This is a genomic window from Streptomyces sp. NBC_01241 (genome assembly GCF_041435435.1).
Classification (GTDB): Bacteria; Actinomycetota; Actinomycetes; order Streptomycetales; family Streptomycetaceae; genus Streptomyces.
In genome coordinates this window covers 2606313-2625012 of sequence record NZ_CP108494.1, presented here as the reverse complement: position 1 = coordinate 2625012, position 18700 = coordinate 2606313, and the positions used below count along the sequence as shown (strand labels likewise).

The window sequence follows — 18700 nt, the reverse complement described above, 5'->3', positions numbered from 1 at the left end:
AAGCACCGAGGAGGCATCACGTGGTCGACGCACATCGGACGTTCGTCATCGTCGGCGGAGGACTGGCAGGAGCGAAGGCGGCCGAGACACTCCGGACGGAGGGTTTCAGCGGCCGGGTGATCCTTCTCGGCGATGAACGCGACCATCCGTACGAACGGCCGCCGCTCTCCAAGGGCTACCTGTTGGGCAAGGAGGAACGGGACAGCGTCTTCGTCCACGAGACGGCCTGGTACGCGGGCGCCGACATCGAGCTTCACCTGGGCCAGCCCGTCACCGTCCTCGACCGGGCGGGCCGCTCCGTACAGCTCGGCGACGGCACTGTCGTCCACTACGACAAGCTGCTGCTCGCCACCGGGGCCGAGCCGCGCCGCCTCCCCATTCCGGGTACGGACCTGGCCGGCGTCCACCATCTGCGCCGCCTCGCCCACGCCGACCGGCTGCGCAACGTGCTGACCTCCCTCGGCCGCGACAACGGCCACCTGGTGATCGCCGGGGCCGGCTGGATCGGCCTGGAGGTCGCGGCGGCGGCGCGCGAGTACGGTGCCGAGGTCACCGTCGTCCAATCGGGGCCGACCCCGTTGCACCATGTCGTCGGCCCCGAACTGGGCCAGATCTTCACCGATCTGCACAGCGACCACGGTGTCCGCTTCCACTTCGGTGTCCGTCTCACCGAGATCATCGGCCAGGACGGCCTGGTCCTCGCGGTCCGTACCGACGACGGCGAGGAGTACCCCGCCCACGACGTGCTCGCCGCGATCGGCGCCGCCCCCCGCACCGGTCTCGCCGAAGCCGCGGGGCTCGCCATGGCCGCGCGCAAGGACGGCGGCGGCATCGCCGTCGACGCCTCGCTGCGCACCTCCGACCCGCACATCTTCGCGGCCGGGGACGTCGCCAACGTGGCCCATCCGCTGTTCGGCATCCGGTTGCGCGTGGAGCACTGGGCGAACGCGCTGAACAGCGGCCCGGCCGCGGCCCGCGCCATGCTCGGCCAGGAGGTCGGCTACGACCGGGTGCCGTACTTCTTCTCCGACCAGTACGACCTCGGCCTCGAATACTCGGGCTGGGCGCCGCCGGGCAGTTACGACCAGGTGGTCATCCGCGGCGACGCGGGGAAGCGCGAGTTCATCGCCTTCTGGCTGAAGGACCACAAGGTGCTGGCCGGGATGAACGTCAACGTGTGGGATGTCACCGACGCCGTGCAGGAACTGATCCGGTCCGGCCGGCAGATCGACCCGGACGCACTGGCGGACCCGTCGGTACCACTGACCTCCCTGACCTGAACGGAGCCGGGCCGCACCGACGGGCGGGGCCGGGTCGGGCTGCGCCCCGCCGGGTTCCACGGATCACATCGGCGCGGGGCACGGCTGTCGCACCCCACCCGTAGACTTCACCCGTGGCAGGCAGGATCAATGACGACGATGTGAAGGCGGTACGGGACGCGGTCCCGATCGACGCCGTCGTTTCCGAGTATCTCCAGCTGCGCAACGCGGGCGGTGGCAACCTCAAGGGCCTCTGCCCGTTCCACGACGAGAAGTCCCCCTCCTTCCAGGTCAGCCCGAGCAAGGGTCTCTTCCACTGCTTCGGCTGCCAGGAGGGCGGCGACACGATCGCCTTCGTGATGAAGATCGACCATCTCTCGTTCTCCGAGACGGTCGAGCGGCTCGCCGCCAAGGCGGGCATCACCCTGCGGTACGAGGAGGGCGGCTACAACCCCTCCCACCAGCGCGGTGAGCGCATCCGGCTGGTCGAGGCGCACAAGGTGGCCGCCCAGTTCTACGTGGAGCAGTTGGACGGCCCCGAGGCCGAGATCGGCCGGAAGTTCCTCGCCGAGCGCGGCTTCGACCAGGCGGCGGCCGCCCATTTCGGCGTCGGCTACAGCCCGGCCGGCTGGGACCACCTCACCCGCTATCTGCGCGGCAAGGGCTTCAGCGACAAGGAGCTGATCGCCTCCGGCCTCTCCCAGGACGGCAGGCGCGGCCCGATCGACCGTTTCCGCGGCCGGCTGATGTGGCCGATCAGAGACACCTCCGGCGAGGTCGTCGGCTTCGGCGCCCGCAAGCTGCGCGACGACGACAACGGACCGAAGTACCTCAACACCCCCGAGACCGCGATCTACAAGAAGTCCCAGGTGCTCTACGGCATCGACCTGGCGAAGAAGGACATCGCGAAGGCCAGCCGGGCCGTGGTCGTCGAGGGCTACACCGACGTGATGGCCTGCCATCTCGCCGGGGTCACCACCGCGATCGCCACCTGCGGTACGGCCTTCGGCGGCGACCACATCAAGATCCTGCGCCGCCTCCTGATGGACAACGGCAGCGCCCGGGTGATCTTCACGTTCGACGGTGACGCGGCCGGCCAGAAGGCCGCGCTGCGTGCCTTCGAGGACGACCAGAAGTTCGCCGCCGAGACGTACATCGCGATCGCCCCGGACAACATGGACCCGTGCGATCTGCGCCTGGCCAAGGGCGACGAGGCCGTCCGCGACCTGGTCGAACCCCGCACGCCGCTCTTCGAGTTCGCGCTCCGCCAGATCGTCGGCCGGTACGACCTGGAGACCCCGGCGGGCCGCGCCGCCGCGCTCGACGAGGCGGCGCCCGTCGTCGCCAAGATCAAGACGGGCAGCGTGCAGCGCGAGGTCGCCGTCCAGCTGGCCGGCTTCGTCGGCATCCTGGACCAGGAGTACGTCGTGCACCGGGTCAATCAGCTCGCCCAGTGGGCCCGTGGGCGGGGCGACCGGCGAGGACCGGAGCCGGCCTCCTCCCGCCCCGGCGCGCAGCCCCAGCAGGTCCGGGCCCCCGCCGCCCCCTCCGGCCCCGCGCTCAACCTCCGCAGCCCGGCGCACCGCACCGAGCGCGAGCTGCTCAAGCTCGCCCTGCAGCGGCCCGCCCTGGTCGCCCCGGCCTTCGACGCCTACGGGGTGGACGAGTTCACCGCCCCGCCGTACGCCGCAGTCCGTCAGTGCATCGCGGAGGCGGGCGGCGCGGAGCTGGGCGTCCCCGAGACCCGCGAGTACCTCGTCCAGGTGCTCGACGCGACCCCCAACGACACGGTGCGCAAGCTGGTCACCGAGCTGGCGGTCGAGGTCTTCCACGGCAAGTCCATCGACGAGACGTACGCGGGCGAGCATCTGGTCAAGGTCCGCCTGCGCGCCGTCGACCGCCGGATCAACGACGTCCAGGGCAGCCTCGCCCGCCTCGGCAGCAATGTCGCCCCGGACCATCTGGCGGCCGCGCAGAACGAGGTCTGGGTCCTCCAGCAGTACGCCCAGTCCCTGCGCAACAACGGCGCCGACGCGCTCTGAACCCGGGCTTCCGCGCGGCCCCGTGGCCGTGCAGGCGTGCCGGGGCCGGCCGGCCGCCGTTGCGTCCTTGGTTGCCGGAAGGGTCTCCATCGCCGGAAGGGTCTCGATCGCCGTTCCTCCTTGATCGCCGGACGGGTCCCGATCGCCGGGCGGGCCGGAAGGACACACCCGTCCCCGTAACCGGCCGGTCACGGACCGGACGCAGAAAGTCCCCGCACGCCCCTCGTGGCGGCGCTGTGTCTTCCCCCACACTGGGGGGCGGTGCCTGAGTCATCGGAGCGCGGCCGGCCCACCGGACGGTGGTCCACCATCCCCGCGATCCGGCAGCGATCACCTGGAGGTCGCCCCCGTGCAGACCCGGACCGTGACCGAAACCGAGCATGTCTCGGCCATCCCCGCGCAGAACCGGGCCGTGCGTCATCCGGAGGCCGTGGTGGAGCCGCAGACACCTTCCGACCCGCCCGAGGCACTCATGGAGGAGCCGCCGGAGGTGTCCGAACCCCCGGAGCCGAGGGGCCGCCCCGAGACCGTCGGCCCGTCCTCCGACCTCTTCCGCCAGTATCTGCGGGAGATCGGCCGGATCTCGCTCCTCACCGCAGCCGACGAGGTGGAGCTCGCCCGCCGCGTCGAGGCCGGACTCTTCGCCGAGGAGCGGCTCGCGGGCACCCCGGACCCGGACACCCGGCTGGCCGTCGACCTCGACCGGCTGGTGGTCATGGGGCGGATGGCGAAGCGCCGTCTCATCGAGGCCAACCTCCGCCTCGTCGTCTCCGTCGCCAAACGCTATGTCGGCCGCGGACTGACCATGCTCGATCTCGTCCAGGAGGGAAACCTCGGACTGATCAGGGCGGTCGAGAAGTTCGACTACGCCCGGGGCTACAAGTTCTCGACCTACGCGACCTGGTGGATCCGTCAGGCCATGTCCCGCGCCCTCGCCGACCAGGCGCGGACCATACGGGTCCCGGTCCATGTCGTCGAGCTGATCAACCGGGTCGTACGCGTCCAGCGCCGGATGCTCCAGGAGAGCGGCTACGAGCCGACGCCCGAGGAGGTCGCCGACCAGCTCGACCTCACCCCGGAGCGGGTCGGCGAAGTCCTGCGGCTCGCCCAGGAACCCGTCTCGCTGCACGCCCCGGTCGGCGAGGAGGACGACGTCGCCCTCGGCGACCTGATCGAGGACGGCGACGCCGCGTCCCCGGTCGAGTCCGCCGCGTTCCTGCTGCTGCGCGAGCACCTGGAAGCGGTGCTCTCCACCCTCAACGAGCGTGAGCGGAAGGTGGTCCAGCTGCGCTACGGGCTGGCCGACGGGCGGCCCCGCACCCTTGAGGAGATCGGCAGGATCTTCGGCGTGACCCGCGAACGCATCCGCCAGATCGAGTCCAAGACCCTCAACAAGCTGCGGGACCACGCCCACGCCGACCAACTCCGCGGCTACCTCGACTGATCACGCGTGACGGGGCCCGTACCGCCGGCCGGCGGTACGGGCCCCGTCACGTCTGCGGCCGTGCCCGCTAGTCGACTTCGGCGACCGCCTGCGCGAACTGCGCCGAATACAGCCGGGCGTACGCCCCCTCGGCAGCCAGCAGTTCGTCGTGCGTGCCCTGTTCGACGATCGAGCCGTTCTCCATCACCAGGATGATGTCGGCATCCCGGATGGTGGAGAGCCGGTGCGCGATCACGAAGCTCGTACGACCGTGCGCCAGGCGCGCCATCGCCTTCTGGATCAGCACCTCGGTACGGGTGTCGACGGAACTCGTCGCTTCGTCGAGCACCAGGATCACCGGGTCGGACAGGAACGCCCGCGCGATGGTGATCAGCTGCTTCTCGCCCGCGCTGACGCCGGAGCCCTCGTCGTCGATCACCGTGTCGTAACCGTCCGGCAGGGTGCGGACGAAGCGGTCGGCGTGGGCGGCCCTCGCGGCCTCCTCGATCTCTTCCCGGGTGACCTCGCGCGAAGCGCCGTACGCGATGTTCTCCGCTATCGACCCGCCGAACAGCCAGGTGTCCTGGAGGACCATGCCGATTCCCGACCGCAGCTCGTCGCGCGACATCTTCGCCACGTCGACCCCGTCGAGGGTGATCCGCCCGCCCGTCACCTCGTAGAACCGCATCAGGAGATTGACGAGCGTGGTCTTGCCCGCGCCGGTCGGGCCGACGATCGCGACCGTGTGGCCCGGCTCGACGTTCAGCGAGAGGTCCTCGATGAGCGGCTTCTCCGGGTCGTAACGGAACGACACCTTCTCCAGCGAGACGTTGCCTCGCAGCTCCTTCGGGCGTTCGCCCGTGCCGGGCGCGGGGTCGGCGCTCTGCTCCTCGGCGTCCAGCAGCTCGAAGATGCGCTCGGCCGACGCGACACCCGACTGCACCAGGTTCGCCATCGAGGCGACCTGGGTCAGCGGCATCGAGAACTGCCGCGAGTACTGGATGAACGCCTGCACGTCACCGATCGACAGCGAACCCGAAGCGACCCGCAGGCCACCCACGACGGCGATCAGCACATAGTTCAGGTTCGAGACGAACATCATCAGCGGCTGCATGATCCCGCTGTTGAACTGCGCCTTGAAGCCTGCCTCGTACAGCGCCTCGTTCTGCTCGGCGAAGTCCCGCGCGGACTCCTCCTGCCGCCCGAAGACCTTCACCAGGGTGTGCCCGGTGTACATCTCCTCGATGTGGGCGTTGAGTTTGCCCGTCACCTTCCACTGCTGCACGAACTGCGGCTGCGACCGCTTGCCGACCTTCGCGGCCACGACGACCGACAGCGGCACCGTCACCAGTGCGACCAGCGCCAGCAGCGGCGAGACCCAGAACATCATGATCAGCACGCCGACGATGGTGAGCAGGGAGCTGATGAGCTGACCCATCGTCTGCTGCATCGTCTGGGAGATGTTGTCGATGTCGTTCGTCGCCCGGCTGAGCACCTCGCCGCGCTTGGCCTGGTCGAAGTACGACAGCGGCAGCCGCGACAGCTTCGTCTGAATGTCCTCACGCAGCTGGAACACGACCCGGTTGATGATCCGGATCGACAGTCGGGTGGCCACCAGCATGAGCAGCCCCGCACCGACATAGACCGCCAGCGCCACCAGCAGTACGTCGGCCACCGCACCGAAGTCGATGCCGTGCCCGGGGACGAAGTCCACCCCGGACAGCATGTCGGCGAGGCCGCTGTTGGCCCTGCGCAGGCCCTCCACGGCCTGTTCCTTCGTCGTGCCGTCGGGCATCTGCCGGCCGATGACCCCGGCGAACACCAGGTCGGTCGCCTTGCCGAGGATCTTCGGCCCGACCACCGACAGCCCGACGCTCGCCACGCAGGCCGCCAGCATCACGTACAGCGGCGCCTTCTCCGGGGCGAAGCGCTTCAGGAGCCGCTTCGAGGACCCCTTGAAGTCCATGGACCGGTCGGTCGGCGCCCCGCCCGCCATCATGCGTCCGCCAGGACCGGCCATTACGCCGCCTCCGCTTCCGTCAGCTGGGAGAGCACGATCTCCCGGTACGTTTCATTGCCGTCCATCAGTTCGTGATGGGTACCGGAGCCGACGACCCGGCCCTCGTCCAGTACCAGGATCCGGTCGGCGTCGCGGATGGTGGACACCCGTTGCGCCACGATCACCACGGTCGCCTCGGCCGTCTCCTGCGCGAGTGCCCCGCGCAGCGCGGCATCGGTCGCGTAGTCGAGCGCGGAGAACGAGTCGTCGAAGAGGTAGATCTCCGGCCGCTGCACCAGCGTCCTGGCGATCGCCAGCCGCTGCCGCTGCCCGCCGGAGACATTGGTGCCGCCCTGCGCGATCGGCGCGTTCAGGCCGTGCTCCAGCGCCTCGACGAACTCCTTGGCCTGCGCGACCTCCAGCGCGTGCCAGAGCTCCTCGTCGGTGGCGTCCGGGTTCCCGTACCGCAGATTCGTCGCGACCGTCCCGGAGAACAGATACGGCTTCTGCGGCACGAGGCTCACGGTCTTCGCCAGCAGCGTCGGCTCCAGCGTCCGTACGTCCGTGCCGTCGACCAGCACCTGGCCGTCCGTCACGTCGAACAGCCGTGGTACGAGCCCGAGCAGCGTCGACTTCCCGCTGCCCGTCGACCCGATGATCGCGGTCGTCTCGCCGGGGCGGGCCACCAGATTCACCGACCGCAGCACCGGCTCCTCGGCGCCCGGATAGCGGAAGTCCGCCCCGCGGACCTCCAGATGACCGTGGGCGAGCAGCTCGCGCACCGGCTTGACGGGCGGAATCACGCTCGACTCGGTCTCCAGGACCTCCTGGATGCGCTCGGCACAGACCTCGGCGCGCGGCACCATCATGAACATGAAGGTGGCCATCATCACCGACATGACGATCTGCATCAGATAGGCGAGGAACGCGGTCAGCGCGCCGATCTCCATGCCGCCGCTGTCGATGCGGTGGGCACCGAACCAGACCACGGCGATCGAGGACACGTTCACGACCGTCATCACGGTCGGGAACATCAGCGCCATCAGCCGGCCCGTGGACAGCGCCACATCGGTCAGCTCGTTGTTGGCACCGCGGAAGCGCTCCTCCTCGTAACGGTCACGGACGAAGGCGCGGATGACACGGTTGCCGGTGATCTGCTCACGCAGCACCCGGTTCACGGTGTCGACCCGCTCCTGCATGGTGCGAAACAGCGGCCGCATCCGCTTGACGATCAGGCTCACCGCGATGCCGAGCACCGGCACCACCGCGAGCAGCACCGCCGACAGCGGGACGTCCTGGCCGAGCGCCATGATGATGCCGCCGACGCACATGATCGGCGCCGAAACCATCAGGGTGAACGTCATCAGCACCAGCATCTGGACCTGCTGGACGTCATTGGTCGTACGCGTGATCAGCGAGGGCGCGCCGAACCGCCCGACCTCACGTGCGGAGAACGACTGCACCCGGTCGAAGATCGACGCCCGGACATCACGGCCGAGGGCGGACGCGGTGCGGGCGCCGTAGAAGACGGCCCCCATGTTGCAGACCACCTGGCCGATGCTGACGGCGATCATGATGCCGCCGAACTCCAGGATGTAGCCCGTGTCCCCCTTGACGACACCGCTGTCGATGATGTCGGCGTTCAGGGTGGGCAGATACAGGCTGGCGCAGGTCTGCAGGAGTTGGAGAAGGACCAGCAGCAGGATGGGTTTCTTGTACGGACCGAGATAGGCCCGCAGGAGTTTTATGAGCACGCGTGTCTCTCGGAGTCGGCAGAGGTCGGGGGTCGACCCATTTTCCGGTACCTATGAGGGCGACCGCGAACGATTTTATTCAAGACCAGGTCAAAAAACAGACCGAGTACACATGTGGGAGATCGATCTCCAGCAGGTGTACCCGGTCATGTCACGCAGGGTGTGCGGTTCAGAGCGCGGAGTCGAACGCTCCCGGATGGATCTGGTCCCGCGTCGCCACGTACTGCTGGCGGACCGCCTGCCCGACCGCCAACTCCTCGCCCGGCTCCAGTACTTGCGCCGCGGCACCCTGCCAGGCCGGGGGAGCGAGTGGATCCGCCGTCCCCTGCGAGACTCCCAGCGCCCAGGCCGCCTGCCGGGCCGCGCCCAGCGCCGCGTACTCCGCGGGCTGCGGCACGACCACCTGCGTACCGAACAGCGCGGGCGCGAGCCCCTGAACGGCGGGCAGTTCGGCCGCCGCGCCCAGCAGGAACACCCGCCGCACCTCGACCCCGCGGCCGCGCAGCACATCGAGCGCGTCGGCCAGCGAGCACAGCATCCCCTCGAACGCCGCCCGCGCCAGATGCTCCGGCTTCATCGACTCGCGCCGCAGCCCGCACAGCGTCCCCGCCGTGTGCGGCAGATGCGGGGTGCGCTCGCCCTCCAGATACGGCAGGAGTACGAGTCCGGAGGCGCCCGCTGTCGACTTCAGCGCCAGCGCGGACAACTCCTCCAGCCCCTCCACGCCCAGCATCTCGGCGCTCCCGCGCAACGCGCGCACCGCGTTCGACGTGTACACCACCGGCAGATGCATGCCCGTCGCGTCCGCGAACGAGGTGATCATTCCGTTGGGATCGGACAGTGCCTCGTGGTGCACGGCCATGACCGAACCCGACGCGCCCAGCGACACGACCGCGTCGCCGACCCCGACCCCCAGTCCGAACGCCGCCGCCATCGTCTCGCCGGTCCCCGCGGAGATCAGCAGCCCCTCGGGCGTCGTCCCGGCCGCGTCGGAGGGGCCGAGCACCTCGGGCAGCGCGGCCTGGTGCCCGAGCGCGAGCTCCACCAGATCGGGCCGGTAGGAACCACTGTCCGCCGACCAGTAACCGGTGCCGGACGCCGCGCCCCGGTCGGTGGTCCGCCGGGACGGCCGCCCCAGCAACTGCCACACCAGCCAGTCGTGCGGCTGCAGCACCGAGGCCACGCGCCGGGCCGCCTCCGGCTCCGTCCGCGCCAGCCAGCGCAGCTTCGACACCGGCTGCGCGGCCTGCGGCACCGCCCCGACCGCCTCGGCCCAGGCCTGCCGCCCGCCGAGCCCCTCGACCAGATCGGCCGCGGCGGCCTGCGCACGCTTGTCATTGCCGAGCAGCGCCGGACGCACGAGATTGCCCTGGTGGTCCAGCGGCACCAGGCCGTGCTGCTGCGCGGAGACCCCGATGGCCTGCACACCTTCGAGCAGCCCGCCGTCGGCGGCCTCACCGAGTGAGAGCAGCCACGCCTGCGGATCGACCTCGCTGGCCTTCGCCTCGACGGGATGTGCGGCGTATCCCCGGCGCAGCACGGCACCGGTGTCCGTATCGCAGACGACGATGTGCGTGAAGGCGGAAGAACTGTCCAAGCCGGCGACTATGCCCATGCCCAAGATTCTGCCGCACCGCCGGAGCGTTTCCGTACCGGTGGTGCGGCAGCGGGCGGGCGACCCGTCCGGCTACGTGTTGGTGGTGCCCCAGTCGTCCTCGCCGTTCTGACCGTTCCGCCTGCGGCCCCGCAGCGAGCGCACCCGGCCGGCCACCGACGCGGGTACCTTCTCGCCGACCTTCTCGCCGACCACGTGGCAGGCCTTGTCGGCCAAATCGCGGCCACTGCGCGCCGCGGACTCGGCGGTATTGCGCACGGCCGGATTCTGCGCGAACTGACGTGCGGACTTCTTCATCTGCTCGTAGCGCTCGCGCCCGGCCCGCGTGCCGATCACGTATCCGAGGGCCAGTCCGGCGATGAACGTGAGCCGGTACCGCATGGCTGCCACCCTTCCTTGCTCAGTGCGACGTGTGCTGCCCGCCTACCCGCGGGCACCCGAGATCACCCCGGGCGATACCGATTGGCAAAGCACCCCCCTGCTTGCGCTAATGTATGTGTCGCAGCGAACGTCCGCCGCCCGGCAGCAGCCAGGTAGGTGGAGTCCGTTGCGAACGCAGCAATCCCCTGTAGCTCAATTGGCAGAGCAGCCGGCTGTTAACCGGCAGGTTACTGGTTCGAGTCCAGTCGGGGGAGCGCGATCCCCTGTAGCTCAATTGGCAGAGCATTCGGCTGTTAACCGGAGGGTTACTGGTTCGAGTCCAGTCGGGGGAGCGGAACGGAAGAGGACCCTGCGGGGTCCTCTTTCGCGTGTCCGTGGCGGTGCCCACGGCCGTCCGGCACCCGGGTGCGCGGCGTGGTGCGTGTGGGGCTCAGGTAACTTTTTCGCGTCCACTTCGCACCGTCCGGAACCGGGCAGGGCGCAGCACGGTCTTCGTGGTCATGTGTGGCCGACCATCCGGAGCGAGAGATCGTATGACCGGCTATGCTGCGGCAGACGGCGCGCACACTTGTACGCGCCACGCCGAAAAGGGGCGGTAGCTCAGCCGGTTAGAGCAGCGGACTCATAATCCGTCGGCCGTGGGTTCGAGTCCCACCCGCCCCACCGTCGAGCTGTAACAGTTCACCCGTTTGACCAGCAACAACAGAGAGCCCCCGTGTCGGCGGGGGCCTTTTTGTTGCCGTCGAGATCATTGGCTCACCCGATGCTCACCCGAAGTGTCGAAGCGGTTGGTGGCGTGATGGCAGCGCGTGGGGGGTGAGGTCGTGCGTACGTGTGCTCGGTTGTGGCCGCCGGACTACCCGAGGCGGAGCTCCAGCAGCGGAGGTCGGCGGGGACGGCACTCCGTCTCCGGGCTCGCCCTCGTCGTCGACCTTGAGCCGGGCGGGCAGAATGACCCCAAGGGGCTTGCCCCGGGGAAGCGCTTGACTACGCCTGCGGCCTCAACCTCGCCGCCCACGGGCATCTGAGGCACCGACACGCATGGCCCCGGCTCCGGAGTCGACCCCCGTGTCCTCCGTGCCCGCCCCCTCAGCCGTTCCCCGGTCGGGCGCTCAGGGCGCGGATGATCTCGGTGCCGAGGACGGCCTGGCCGCGGGCGTTGAGGTGGATGCCGTCGCTGCTCCGGGCCGACTCCTCTAGGCCCGTCGGATGGGTCTGTATGTCGACTTTTTCCGGTCGACGATGGCACCCGGGCGCCCCGTCCGCCGGCAGAAGAGCGACGCCATCGCGATGTCCGCGCGGCGCCTTTCCCGGCTTGCCGATCAGGAGGCCAGGCGCGTGAGCGTGTCCTGGAAGGAGGCGGTGTTCCTGGCGGGCCGGTTGTGGGGGAGCTTGGCCAGGAGCGCGGCCATCCCGCAGGTGTTGGTCACGCCGGAGAACACGAGGCCGGCGCCGACCGCGCCCGACAGCCAGTGCGCCGGCTGCCAGGCGAAACCCGCGAGGAAGCCGACGACGACCAGTGACCCGGCGGCCAGCCGGACCTGGCGGTCCATCGGCCAGCCGGAGCGCGCTCCGGCTGGCCGCTCGACGGGGTGGCCCGCGGCCGCCCAGCCGCTGGTCCCGCCCTCCAGGGTGGTGGCCTCGATCCCCAGGCCGGACAGCTGGATGCACGCCTTGGCCGAGCGGTTGCCGGAGGCGCACACCATCAGCAGCGGTGCGAGGGCCGAAGCGTCCTTCAGTGCTCCGACGGCCTCGTGCAGCCGGTCCAGGGGGATGCTGTGAGCGCCGGGAAGGTGGCCGCCGGCGTACTCGCCGGGGGTGCGGACGTCGATCACGGTGAATTCCGCGTAACGGGCGGACGCCTGGGAGGAGGTCAGGGAGATGGGGGTGGTCACGGAACAAAGCCTTTCGGAAATGGGTTGCCCTCGACGTACGATACCCGCGGGGGTATAAGGGGCATATATGGAGGAGGATATGTGGAACTCGACATGACGGCCGATGAGCTGAAATCGGCGCTGAACCGGCTTCGGCGTGCGCAGGGCCAGCTCGCCGGCGTGATCAGGATGATCGAGGAGGGGCGGGACTGTGAGGATGTCGTCACGCAGCTGGCCGCCGTCTCCCGCGCCCTGGACCGGGCCGGGTTCTCGATCATCGCGACGGGGCTGCAGCAGTGCATGACCAGCGACGATCCGCAGGTGCGGGACTCGGTGCAGATGCGGGCCCGGCTGGAGAAACTCTTCCTGTCGCTGGCCTGATTCCCGTCACCGGCCTGAACGCCCCCGTGGGGTGTCACAGCACGACACCCACTGCCATCGTCACGGCGACGGCCAGCAGCAGAATGCCGAAGACGCGCTGGAGTGTGCCCGGTGCGACCTTGGCGGTCAGGCGTTTGCCGTCCCAGGCGCCCAGAACCGCCGTCGCGATGAACGGCATGATCAGGGCCCAGTCCAGGGTGACATCGGTGGCCGTCCGGGCCGCCAGGGCCACGAGCGCGTTGGCGATGATGACCAGCAGACTCGTGCCGACGGCCGCGCTCATCGGTACGGCCAGTACGGCCACCAGCGCCGGGACGGCGAGGAAGCCGCCGCCGACCCCCAGGAACCCGGTGACCGCGCCCAGTCCGGCGCCGGCCCCTGCCGCACGCCCCGCCGAGACCGTACCGCTGCCTGTGGGGGCCCTGCGGCGCAGCATGCGCAGGGCGGCCATCGCGGCCAGCACGGCGAAGGCCAGGGTGAGCGCGGCGGCGGGGATGTGCGCGGACAGCAGTCCCGCCGCCGCGGCGGGCAGGAGTCCCGCCGCCGCGAACAGCAGTCCCGCACGCCAGTTCACGGCTCCCGTCCTCGCGTGGGCCACGAGGGCGGTCAGCGACGTGACGATGACGATGATCAGGCTGGCTGTGGTCGCCTCTGCCGGGCTGAAGCCGAGCAGATAGATCAACGCGGGGACCGTCAGGATGCTGCCGCCGGCCCCCAGTGATCCAAGGGCCAGGCCCACCAGCGCACCGGCGGCCAGGGCCAGCAGGAACGCGGTCATATGGCGGCGCCCGCGAGGCGGCGTGCGGTGAGCGTGGCGCCTGCGAGGCGGCGTGCGGTGAGCGTGGCGCCTGCGAGGCGGCGTGCGGTGGGTACGGTCCCCGCGAGGCCGCGTGCCGTGAGCCTTGCCGCGCTCCATGCCCTCGTGCCATCCGTCACATCGGCGCAGGACACCGGGCGCTCGGCGAGCAGCCGCGGCAAGAGCGCGTGCACGGCTCCGGGTGCGCGGCGGCAGCCACCGCGTCGGGAGACGATCCGCACACCGCGTTCCGCGGCGGCGGCGATCACCCGGTCGATGTCCCGGGGCGGGTCCACGAGGACGGCCGCCCGGGCTCCCTCGGCCGGGTAGCTGCGGTTGCCAAGACCTCCGGTCTCCAGGGCGTCGGCAAAGAACACGGCAATCTCCCTCGAAATTTTACCCCCCGGGGTATCTGTCATCTACCGTAACAGAGATACCAGGGGGGGTATTTCCGGGAGCGGATGCGACGCCGGTCACCCAGCGGTGCTGCGGGTCCCGGCCTCGGCCTGTTCACGCCATGGACCCGCAGCCCCCGGGGGTCGTACTCGTTGTGGTGCCGGGTTCAGACGGCCAGCGGCACGGGCGCCGGGGCGCCGATGCGGCCGGTGCGCGCCAGCCCGGACACGGCACCGGCACAGCCTAGTCCGGCCACCGTCAGTGCCGTCCAGGTCAGCCACAGCGCGTGATGGGCGGCGGCGAAGTCCCACAGCGCGCCGGTGGCGAGGTTCCCCAGCGTGATGCCGAGGCCGGAAACGGTGTTGTAGAGGCCGTAGTGCGTGGCCACCAGCCGGTTGCCGGAGAGTGCCACGACGGTGTCCATCTCCAGCGGGTAGACCACCGCACTGCCCGCCGCCAGCAGGACGACAGCCGCCGTCAGGGCCGCCAGCTCGACCGGGGTCCGCCACATCCCCGTACCGGCGGCCTGGGCGAGGGCGAGCGGGGTGAACGCCAGGCCCATCGCGGCCAGCCCGCGCACGAGCGCCTGCGAACGGCTCCACCGCGCCTTCGCCCAGGCGGTCAGCCTGAGCTGTCCGGCGACCGCCACCGCGGCGGAGAGCACGAACAGGCCGCTCGTGACCTTCGTGCCGTCGGTCCCGAGCGCGGCGTCGGCGGCCATGGGCAGGGCCAGGTAGACCTGGAAGGTCAGTACGTAGGAGCCGATCATCGCGAGTGAGAACAGCAGGAACGGCCGGTTGGCCACCACCAGGCGCCACTGCGCGAGCACCCCGCCCGCATCCCCTCCGTTCTTGGCGGCGGTGGCGTGGCGGGCGGGCAGTGCGCGGCCCTGGAGCATGGTGAGCGCGGCGAAAATGGCCGCCGCGACGGTGCACACCAGGCGGAAGTCGGCTGCCAGCAGGGCGAGTCCGACCAGCGGGCCCAGCAGCATCCCGGCCTGGTAGTAGACGTTGAACGCGGCGAAGGCGTCCACCCGCCGCTCGCCGGCCTCGGCGGCGAGGTAGGCGCGCACGGCCGGATTGAACAGGGCCCCGGCGAACCCGGTGGCCGCCGACGCGGCCACCAGGGCGGGCAGGCTGTCGACCCACCCCAGCAGAGCGAACCCGCCGGTGCGCAGCAGGCAGCCGACCATGATCGGGGCCTTGTAGCCGAAGCGGTCGGCGATCGTGCCGCCGATCAGGAACATGCCCTGCTGGGAGAAGTTCCGTACCCCCAGCACGAGGCCCACCGCCCAGGCCGCCAGCCCCAGTTGCCCTGCGAGGTGAGCGGCGAGATAGGGCATGAGCATGTAGAACGCGAGGTTGATGGCGAACTGGTTCACCATCAGCAGCCGCACCGCCGGAGAGAAGCTCCGGGTTTTCGCCAGCAGCGTCTTCACCGGGCCACCCCCGCCAGCCCGCGCTCCTCGGCGGCCGTGCGGACGGTCCCGGCCAGCGGGTCGAGGACCGTCGCGCAGCGGCTCCAGCGTGCGACGACCCGCTCACCGGGATGCGCCAGCTCGTCCGGCGCGTCGGCGGGTTCCTGGCCGAGCAATTGGTGAGTACGGCACCAGGCGTCGTCGAAGACCGTGCCCACGTACCGCTGCGGGCCGTCGGGGAACACCGCGGCGATCCGTGTCTCCGCCGCCGATGCGGCGGCAAGCCGGCGGGCGACCAGCGCGACCGCGCCCACGCTCCACCCGCCCGTCGCGTACCGGGCCCTCGCCAGGGCGCGGGCCGACCAGACCGCCTCACCGGCGGCGACCCAGTGCACCTCGTCGAACAGGGCGTAGTCAACGTTGCGCGGGTAGATGCTGGAACCCAGCCCCCGCATCAGCCTCGGTGCGGCGGGCTGACCGAAGATGGTGGAGCCGCAGGTGTCGACCCCCACGATCCGCAGGGCGGGGAAGAAGCCGCGCAACACCCGGCCGATACCGGCCGAGTGCCCGCCGGTGCCCACACTCACCACCAGGGTGTCGATGCGGCCGAGCTGGGCGATCAGCTCATGGGCCAATGGGGCGTAGGCGGCCACGTTGTCGGGATTGTGGTACTGATCCGGGCACCAGGCGTCCGGCCGGGTCGTCAGCAGCTGGTCGACCTCCTCGCGGCGGGCCTGCTGCCAGCCGCCCACCGGATGCGGCTCGGTCACCACATGCAGTTCGGCGCCGTAGGCGGTGAGCAGGCCACGCATCAGCGGCTCCATGCCGGGGTCGGTGACCACCGCCACCGGATGCCCGAACGTCACCCCGGCCAGCGCCAGGCCCAGGCCCAAGGTGCCGGAAGTGGACTCCACGATCGGCGCTCCCGGCAGCAGTTCGCCGCGTTCGCGCGCGCGGGCCACCATGTACAGCGCGGTCCGGTCCTTGATTCCGCCGGGGTTGTGTCCTTCGAGTTTCGCCCAGAACCCGTGGCCGGCGGTGGTGAACGGCTCACCGACCCACAACAGCGGGGTATCGCCGACGAGTCCGGCCGGCGTTTGCGCGGCTGGTCCGGACGCGAGCAACCGGGCGGGCGAACCGGCGGAGGCGGAAGCGGAGGCGGAAGCGGTGCAGGTGTGCGGAGAATTCATGGCGTGTGGTCTCCCGCGACCCCGCCCTCGGCGGGCCGCGTGATCGTGACGGCTGTTCAGGACGCGAACGCCACCACGGCACGACGGGGCCATCCGGCCACTCCCGTCACACCGCGCGGCAGGTCCCGATCACGTCCGCCACACCCCCAGCACCGCCCGCACCCGTTGCTGTTCGCCGTGATCCCCGGGCGCCCCCGCCTCCGGCGCTCTGCGCCAGGCAACCGCCAGTGGCTCCGGCTCCACCGCGCTCGCGGGCGCGATCACCTCCGGTGCCGGTGCCACGCACACGTCCCGGGACAGCACACCGGGGTCATCGCTCCCCGCGCATTCGGCGAACCGCAGCCCCCGCTCCCCGGCGACCGGCGCGGACACCGGACCCGACGCAGGCACAGCGGTCATGCCCACGGCCACGGCCGCGACCGGAAGCGAGTCGGACACGGCCGCGCGGCCGAGCTCGGGCCCATGGGCGCAGGCCAGCACGTGCATGAGGGCTGCCAGCACCGCGGCGAGGGCCGCTGTGGCCGCCGACCGGGAGTGACGCCGCAATACGAGCACATCACATACAGTACCTGTCCGATTACATAAAGTGCTGTTGGGTTCGGTCGCCCGGTAGCTGCCGTCCGTGGTCTTCAGGGCCCGTGCTCTTCGGGAGAGAGGGGCCCGTGCTCTTCGGGAGAGAGAGGATGGAACCGAAGGCTCTCTGCGGGCGCAGGGCCCGCACTCCCACCGGACGCAAGGGGGAGTGATCTTCGATGATGTACTGGCACGACCACGGCATGGGTGCGTGGGGCTGGTTCGCGATGTCGGTCGGCATGATCCTCTTCTGGGTGCTGATCATCATCGCCGTCGCCCTGCTCTTCCGTGCATTCGGCCGGAACCGTCCTGTCGGCGGCCGGCCCCCTGTCGCGCCCGGTTGGCCCGGGCCCGGCTCGTCGTCCGCGGAGCGGATCCTTGCCGAGCGGTACGCACGTGGCGAGATCGATGACGACGAGTATCGGCGTCGTCTGGCCACCCTCCGCGGCTCCCCACCGGGCTCGGCCGAACCATGACCCCGGGCTCGGCCGAACCATGAACCCCGGCTCGGCGGAACCATGACACATACACGGGTGTGACGCCCGGGGCGGTGGAATCGCTGGTCGGAGTGTGAATACGAACGCGACGCACGCCGTCGCCCCCGCGCCCGCCTATTTCGCGGTGCTGCGCTCACCGGTCGGTCTGGGACTGGCCACTTCTCTTCTGCTCGTCGCCGTGATCGTCGCGGACGTACTGTCACTCGTCTCGGGGGGATATCTGTACGGTCTGCTGCGGGGTGCGGCGGACCCCGGGGCGGCCGTGCTCTCGGTTCCCGGGATCGAGAAAAGGCAACTCGTCTACAACCTCTTCGGCCTGCTCCAGAGCCTGCTCTACATCACCACCGGAATCGTTTACCTGTGCTGGCTCTACCGGTTGCGCGACAACGCCGAAGTCTTCGCCCCCGGCACTCACCGACGGCACCGCAGCTGGACCGCCTGGGGCTGGCTCCTCCCGGTCGTCAACCTGTGGTTCCCGCGTCGGATCACCCTCGACATCTGGAACGCGAGCCGTCCCGAGGGGCCGTATGCACCCGATCGGCCGGGCCGTGGCCCGATCAATCTCTGGTGGGGCTTCTGGCTCGTTCAGGGCTTCGTCGCCCTGGTCGGCGGAGCGGTCTACGACATGACCCAATCAGTCGGCACGGCGAACGTGGGACTCGGCCTGCTCATGCTCGCCGACCTCCTCGACATCGCCTGCGCCGTCCTCGCCATCCGGCTGGTCCGCACCCTGACGCACATGCAACACGTCAAGGGAATGCACGGGCCGGTCGCCCGGTCCGGAGAACCCGTCGGCTGAGGGCGATCCACGGACTCGACCGGGGCAACGGGGGCGTACTTCCGGGAGCCTCCGGAGAGTCACTTATGACAACGCTCCGAAGATTTACGGTATTTCATGAGTTTTCCTCTTATTACGGCTTGTACGAGTTGTTGGCCGCAGAGGGCGGACGTAGTGTCGGTAGTGCCGCAGCAAGAGTCAGGAGCGGCACAGCGACATCCTCCAAAGGAGGCGAAGATGAAGGTACGCAGCATCTTCGACCACAGGGACAGGGACTACGGCGACTACGGACGCGGCGGACGGGGTCGTGGAGGCGACCGCGGCG

Annotated in this window: 15 protein-coding genes, 3 tRNA genes and 1 pseudogene; 9 read left to right on the top strand and 10 right to left on the bottom strand. The window is 70.2% G+C overall.

Features of this window, described 5'->3' with window-relative positions:
* Positions 1–20 precede the first annotated feature (20 nt).
* The 3 genes from OG306_RS11455 to OG306_RS11445 all read left to right on the top strand — a co-directional run bounded on the left by OG306_RS11455 (position 21) and on the right by OG306_RS11445 (position 4745).
* Positions 21–1280, top strand: coding sequence for an NAD(P)/FAD-dependent oxidoreductase (locus tag OG306_RS11455; protein WP_266746085.1), 1260 nt, complete (start codon positions 21–23; stop codon positions 1278–1280).
* A 113-nt stretch (positions 1281–1393) separates the two neighbouring features.
* Entirely contained in the window at positions 1394–3301 is a 1908-nt protein-coding gene (dnaG, locus tag OG306_RS11450) for a DNA primase (protein ID WP_266746084.1), read from the top strand.
* A gap of 349 nt (positions 3302–3650) precedes the next feature.
* Positions 3651–4745, top strand: a complete 1095-nt coding sequence (locus tag OG306_RS11445) for an RNA polymerase sigma factor (RefSeq protein WP_266746083.1) — start codon at positions 3651–3653, stop codon at positions 4743–4745.
* Positions 4746–4812: 67 nt separating this feature from the next.
* On the opposite strand, the gene OG306_RS11440 is transcribed toward OG306_RS11445, so the two are convergent.
* The 4 genes from OG306_RS11440 to OG306_RS11425 all read right to left on the bottom strand — a co-directional run bounded on the left by OG306_RS11440 (position 4813) and on the right by OG306_RS11425 (position 10473).
* Complete coding sequence (locus OG306_RS11440) at positions 4813–6744, bottom strand: ABC transporter ATP-binding protein (RefSeq protein WP_266746082.1); 1932 nt, start codon at positions 6742–6744, stop codon at positions 4813–4815.
* Positions 6744–8477, bottom strand: a complete 1734-nt coding sequence (locus tag OG306_RS11435; protein WP_266746081.1) for an ABC transporter ATP-binding protein — start codon at positions 8475–8477, stop codon at positions 6744–6746. The genes OG306_RS11440 and OG306_RS11435 overlap by 1 nt, the downstream gene beginning before the upstream one ends.
* Before the next feature lie 169 nt (positions 8478–8646).
* Complete coding sequence (locus OG306_RS11430) at positions 8647–10092, bottom strand: FGGY family carbohydrate kinase (RefSeq protein WP_266746080.1); 1446 nt, start codon at positions 10090–10092, stop codon at positions 8647–8649.
* A 72-nt stretch (positions 10093–10164) separates the two neighbouring features.
* The gene (locus tag OG306_RS11425) at positions 10165–10473 is read right to left on the bottom strand and encodes a YtxH domain-containing protein (protein ID WP_266746079.1); all 309 of its coding nucleotides are present in this window, start codon (positions 10471–10473) and stop codon (positions 10165–10167) included.
* A 181-nt stretch (positions 10474–10654) separates the two neighbouring features.
* Between OG306_RS11425 and OG306_RS11420 the strand changes: the two genes are divergently transcribed.
* From OG306_RS11420 to OG306_RS11410, 3 genes are all read left to right on the top strand, one after another.
* Positions 10655–10727, top strand: a tRNA-Asn gene (locus OG306_RS11420).
* A gap of 5 nt (positions 10728–10732) precedes the next feature.
* A tRNA-Asn gene (locus tag OG306_RS11415) sits at positions 10733–10805 on the top strand.
* A gap of 257 nt (positions 10806–11062) precedes the next feature.
* Positions 11063–11136: transfer RNA gene (locus OG306_RS11410), tRNA-Ile, on the top strand.
* 659 nt (positions 11137–11795) lie between these two features.
* On the opposite strand, the gene OG306_RS11405 is transcribed toward OG306_RS11410, so the two are convergent.
* Complete coding sequence (locus tag OG306_RS11405) at positions 11796–12368, bottom strand: rhodanese-like domain-containing protein (RefSeq protein WP_266746078.1); 573 nt, start codon at positions 12366–12368, stop codon at positions 11796–11798.
* Positions 12369–12449: 81 nt separating this feature from the next.
* Between OG306_RS11405 and OG306_RS11400 the strand changes: the two genes are divergently transcribed.
* Positions 12450–12728, top strand: a complete 279-nt coding sequence (locus OG306_RS11400; protein WP_266746077.1) for a metal-sensitive transcriptional regulator — start codon at positions 12450–12452, stop codon at positions 12726–12728.
* A gap of 34 nt (positions 12729–12762) precedes the next feature.
* Here the strand turns inward: OG306_RS11400 and OG306_RS11395 are convergent, their stop codons facing one another.
* The 5 genes and pseudogenes from OG306_RS11395 to OG306_RS11375 form a co-directional block, all read right to left on the bottom strand.
* Positions 12763–13506, bottom strand: coding sequence for a sulfite exporter TauE/SafE family protein (locus tag OG306_RS11395; protein WP_266746076.1), 744 nt, complete (start codon positions 13504–13506; stop codon positions 12763–12765).
* Positions 13507–13757: 251 nt separating this feature from the next.
* Positions 13758–13901, bottom strand: a pseudogene (locus tag OG306_RS11390) (MBL fold metallo-hydrolase); the annotation flags it as partial.
* Positions 13902–14086: 185 nt separating this feature from the next.
* Positions 14087–15304, bottom strand: coding sequence for an MFS transporter (locus tag OG306_RS11385; protein ID WP_371666227.1), 1218 nt, complete (start codon positions 15302–15304; stop codon positions 14087–14089).
* A gap of 50 nt (positions 15305–15354) precedes the next feature.
* Complete coding sequence (locus OG306_RS11380; RefSeq protein ID WP_266746074.1) at positions 15355–16527, bottom strand: PLP-dependent cysteine synthase family protein; 1173 nt, start codon at positions 16525–16527, stop codon at positions 15355–15357.
* 129 nt (positions 16528–16656) lie between these two features.
* A complete protein-coding gene (locus OG306_RS11375; protein WP_266746073.1) occupies positions 16657–17082 on the bottom strand; it encodes a hypothetical protein in 426 nt (141 codons plus the stop codon).
* Positions 17083–17279: 197 nt separating this feature from the next.
* Here OG306_RS11375 and OG306_RS11370 point away from each other — a divergent pair, with 197 nt between their 5' ends.
* Together OG306_RS11370 and OG306_RS11365 are read left to right on the top strand one after the other, a co-directional pair.
* Positions 17280–17576 (top strand): SHOCT domain-containing protein, encoded by a 297-nt coding sequence (locus OG306_RS11370; RefSeq protein ID WP_266746072.1) that lies wholly within the window; start codon positions 17280–17282, stop codon positions 17574–17576.
* A gap of 94 nt (positions 17577–17670) precedes the next feature.
* Positions 17671–18396: a DUF4328 domain-containing protein gene (locus OG306_RS11365; RefSeq protein ID WP_266746071.1), complete on the top strand. Its 726-nt coding sequence runs from the start codon at positions 17671–17673 to the stop codon at positions 18394–18396.
* Positions 18397–18700: the final 304 nt, after the last annotated feature.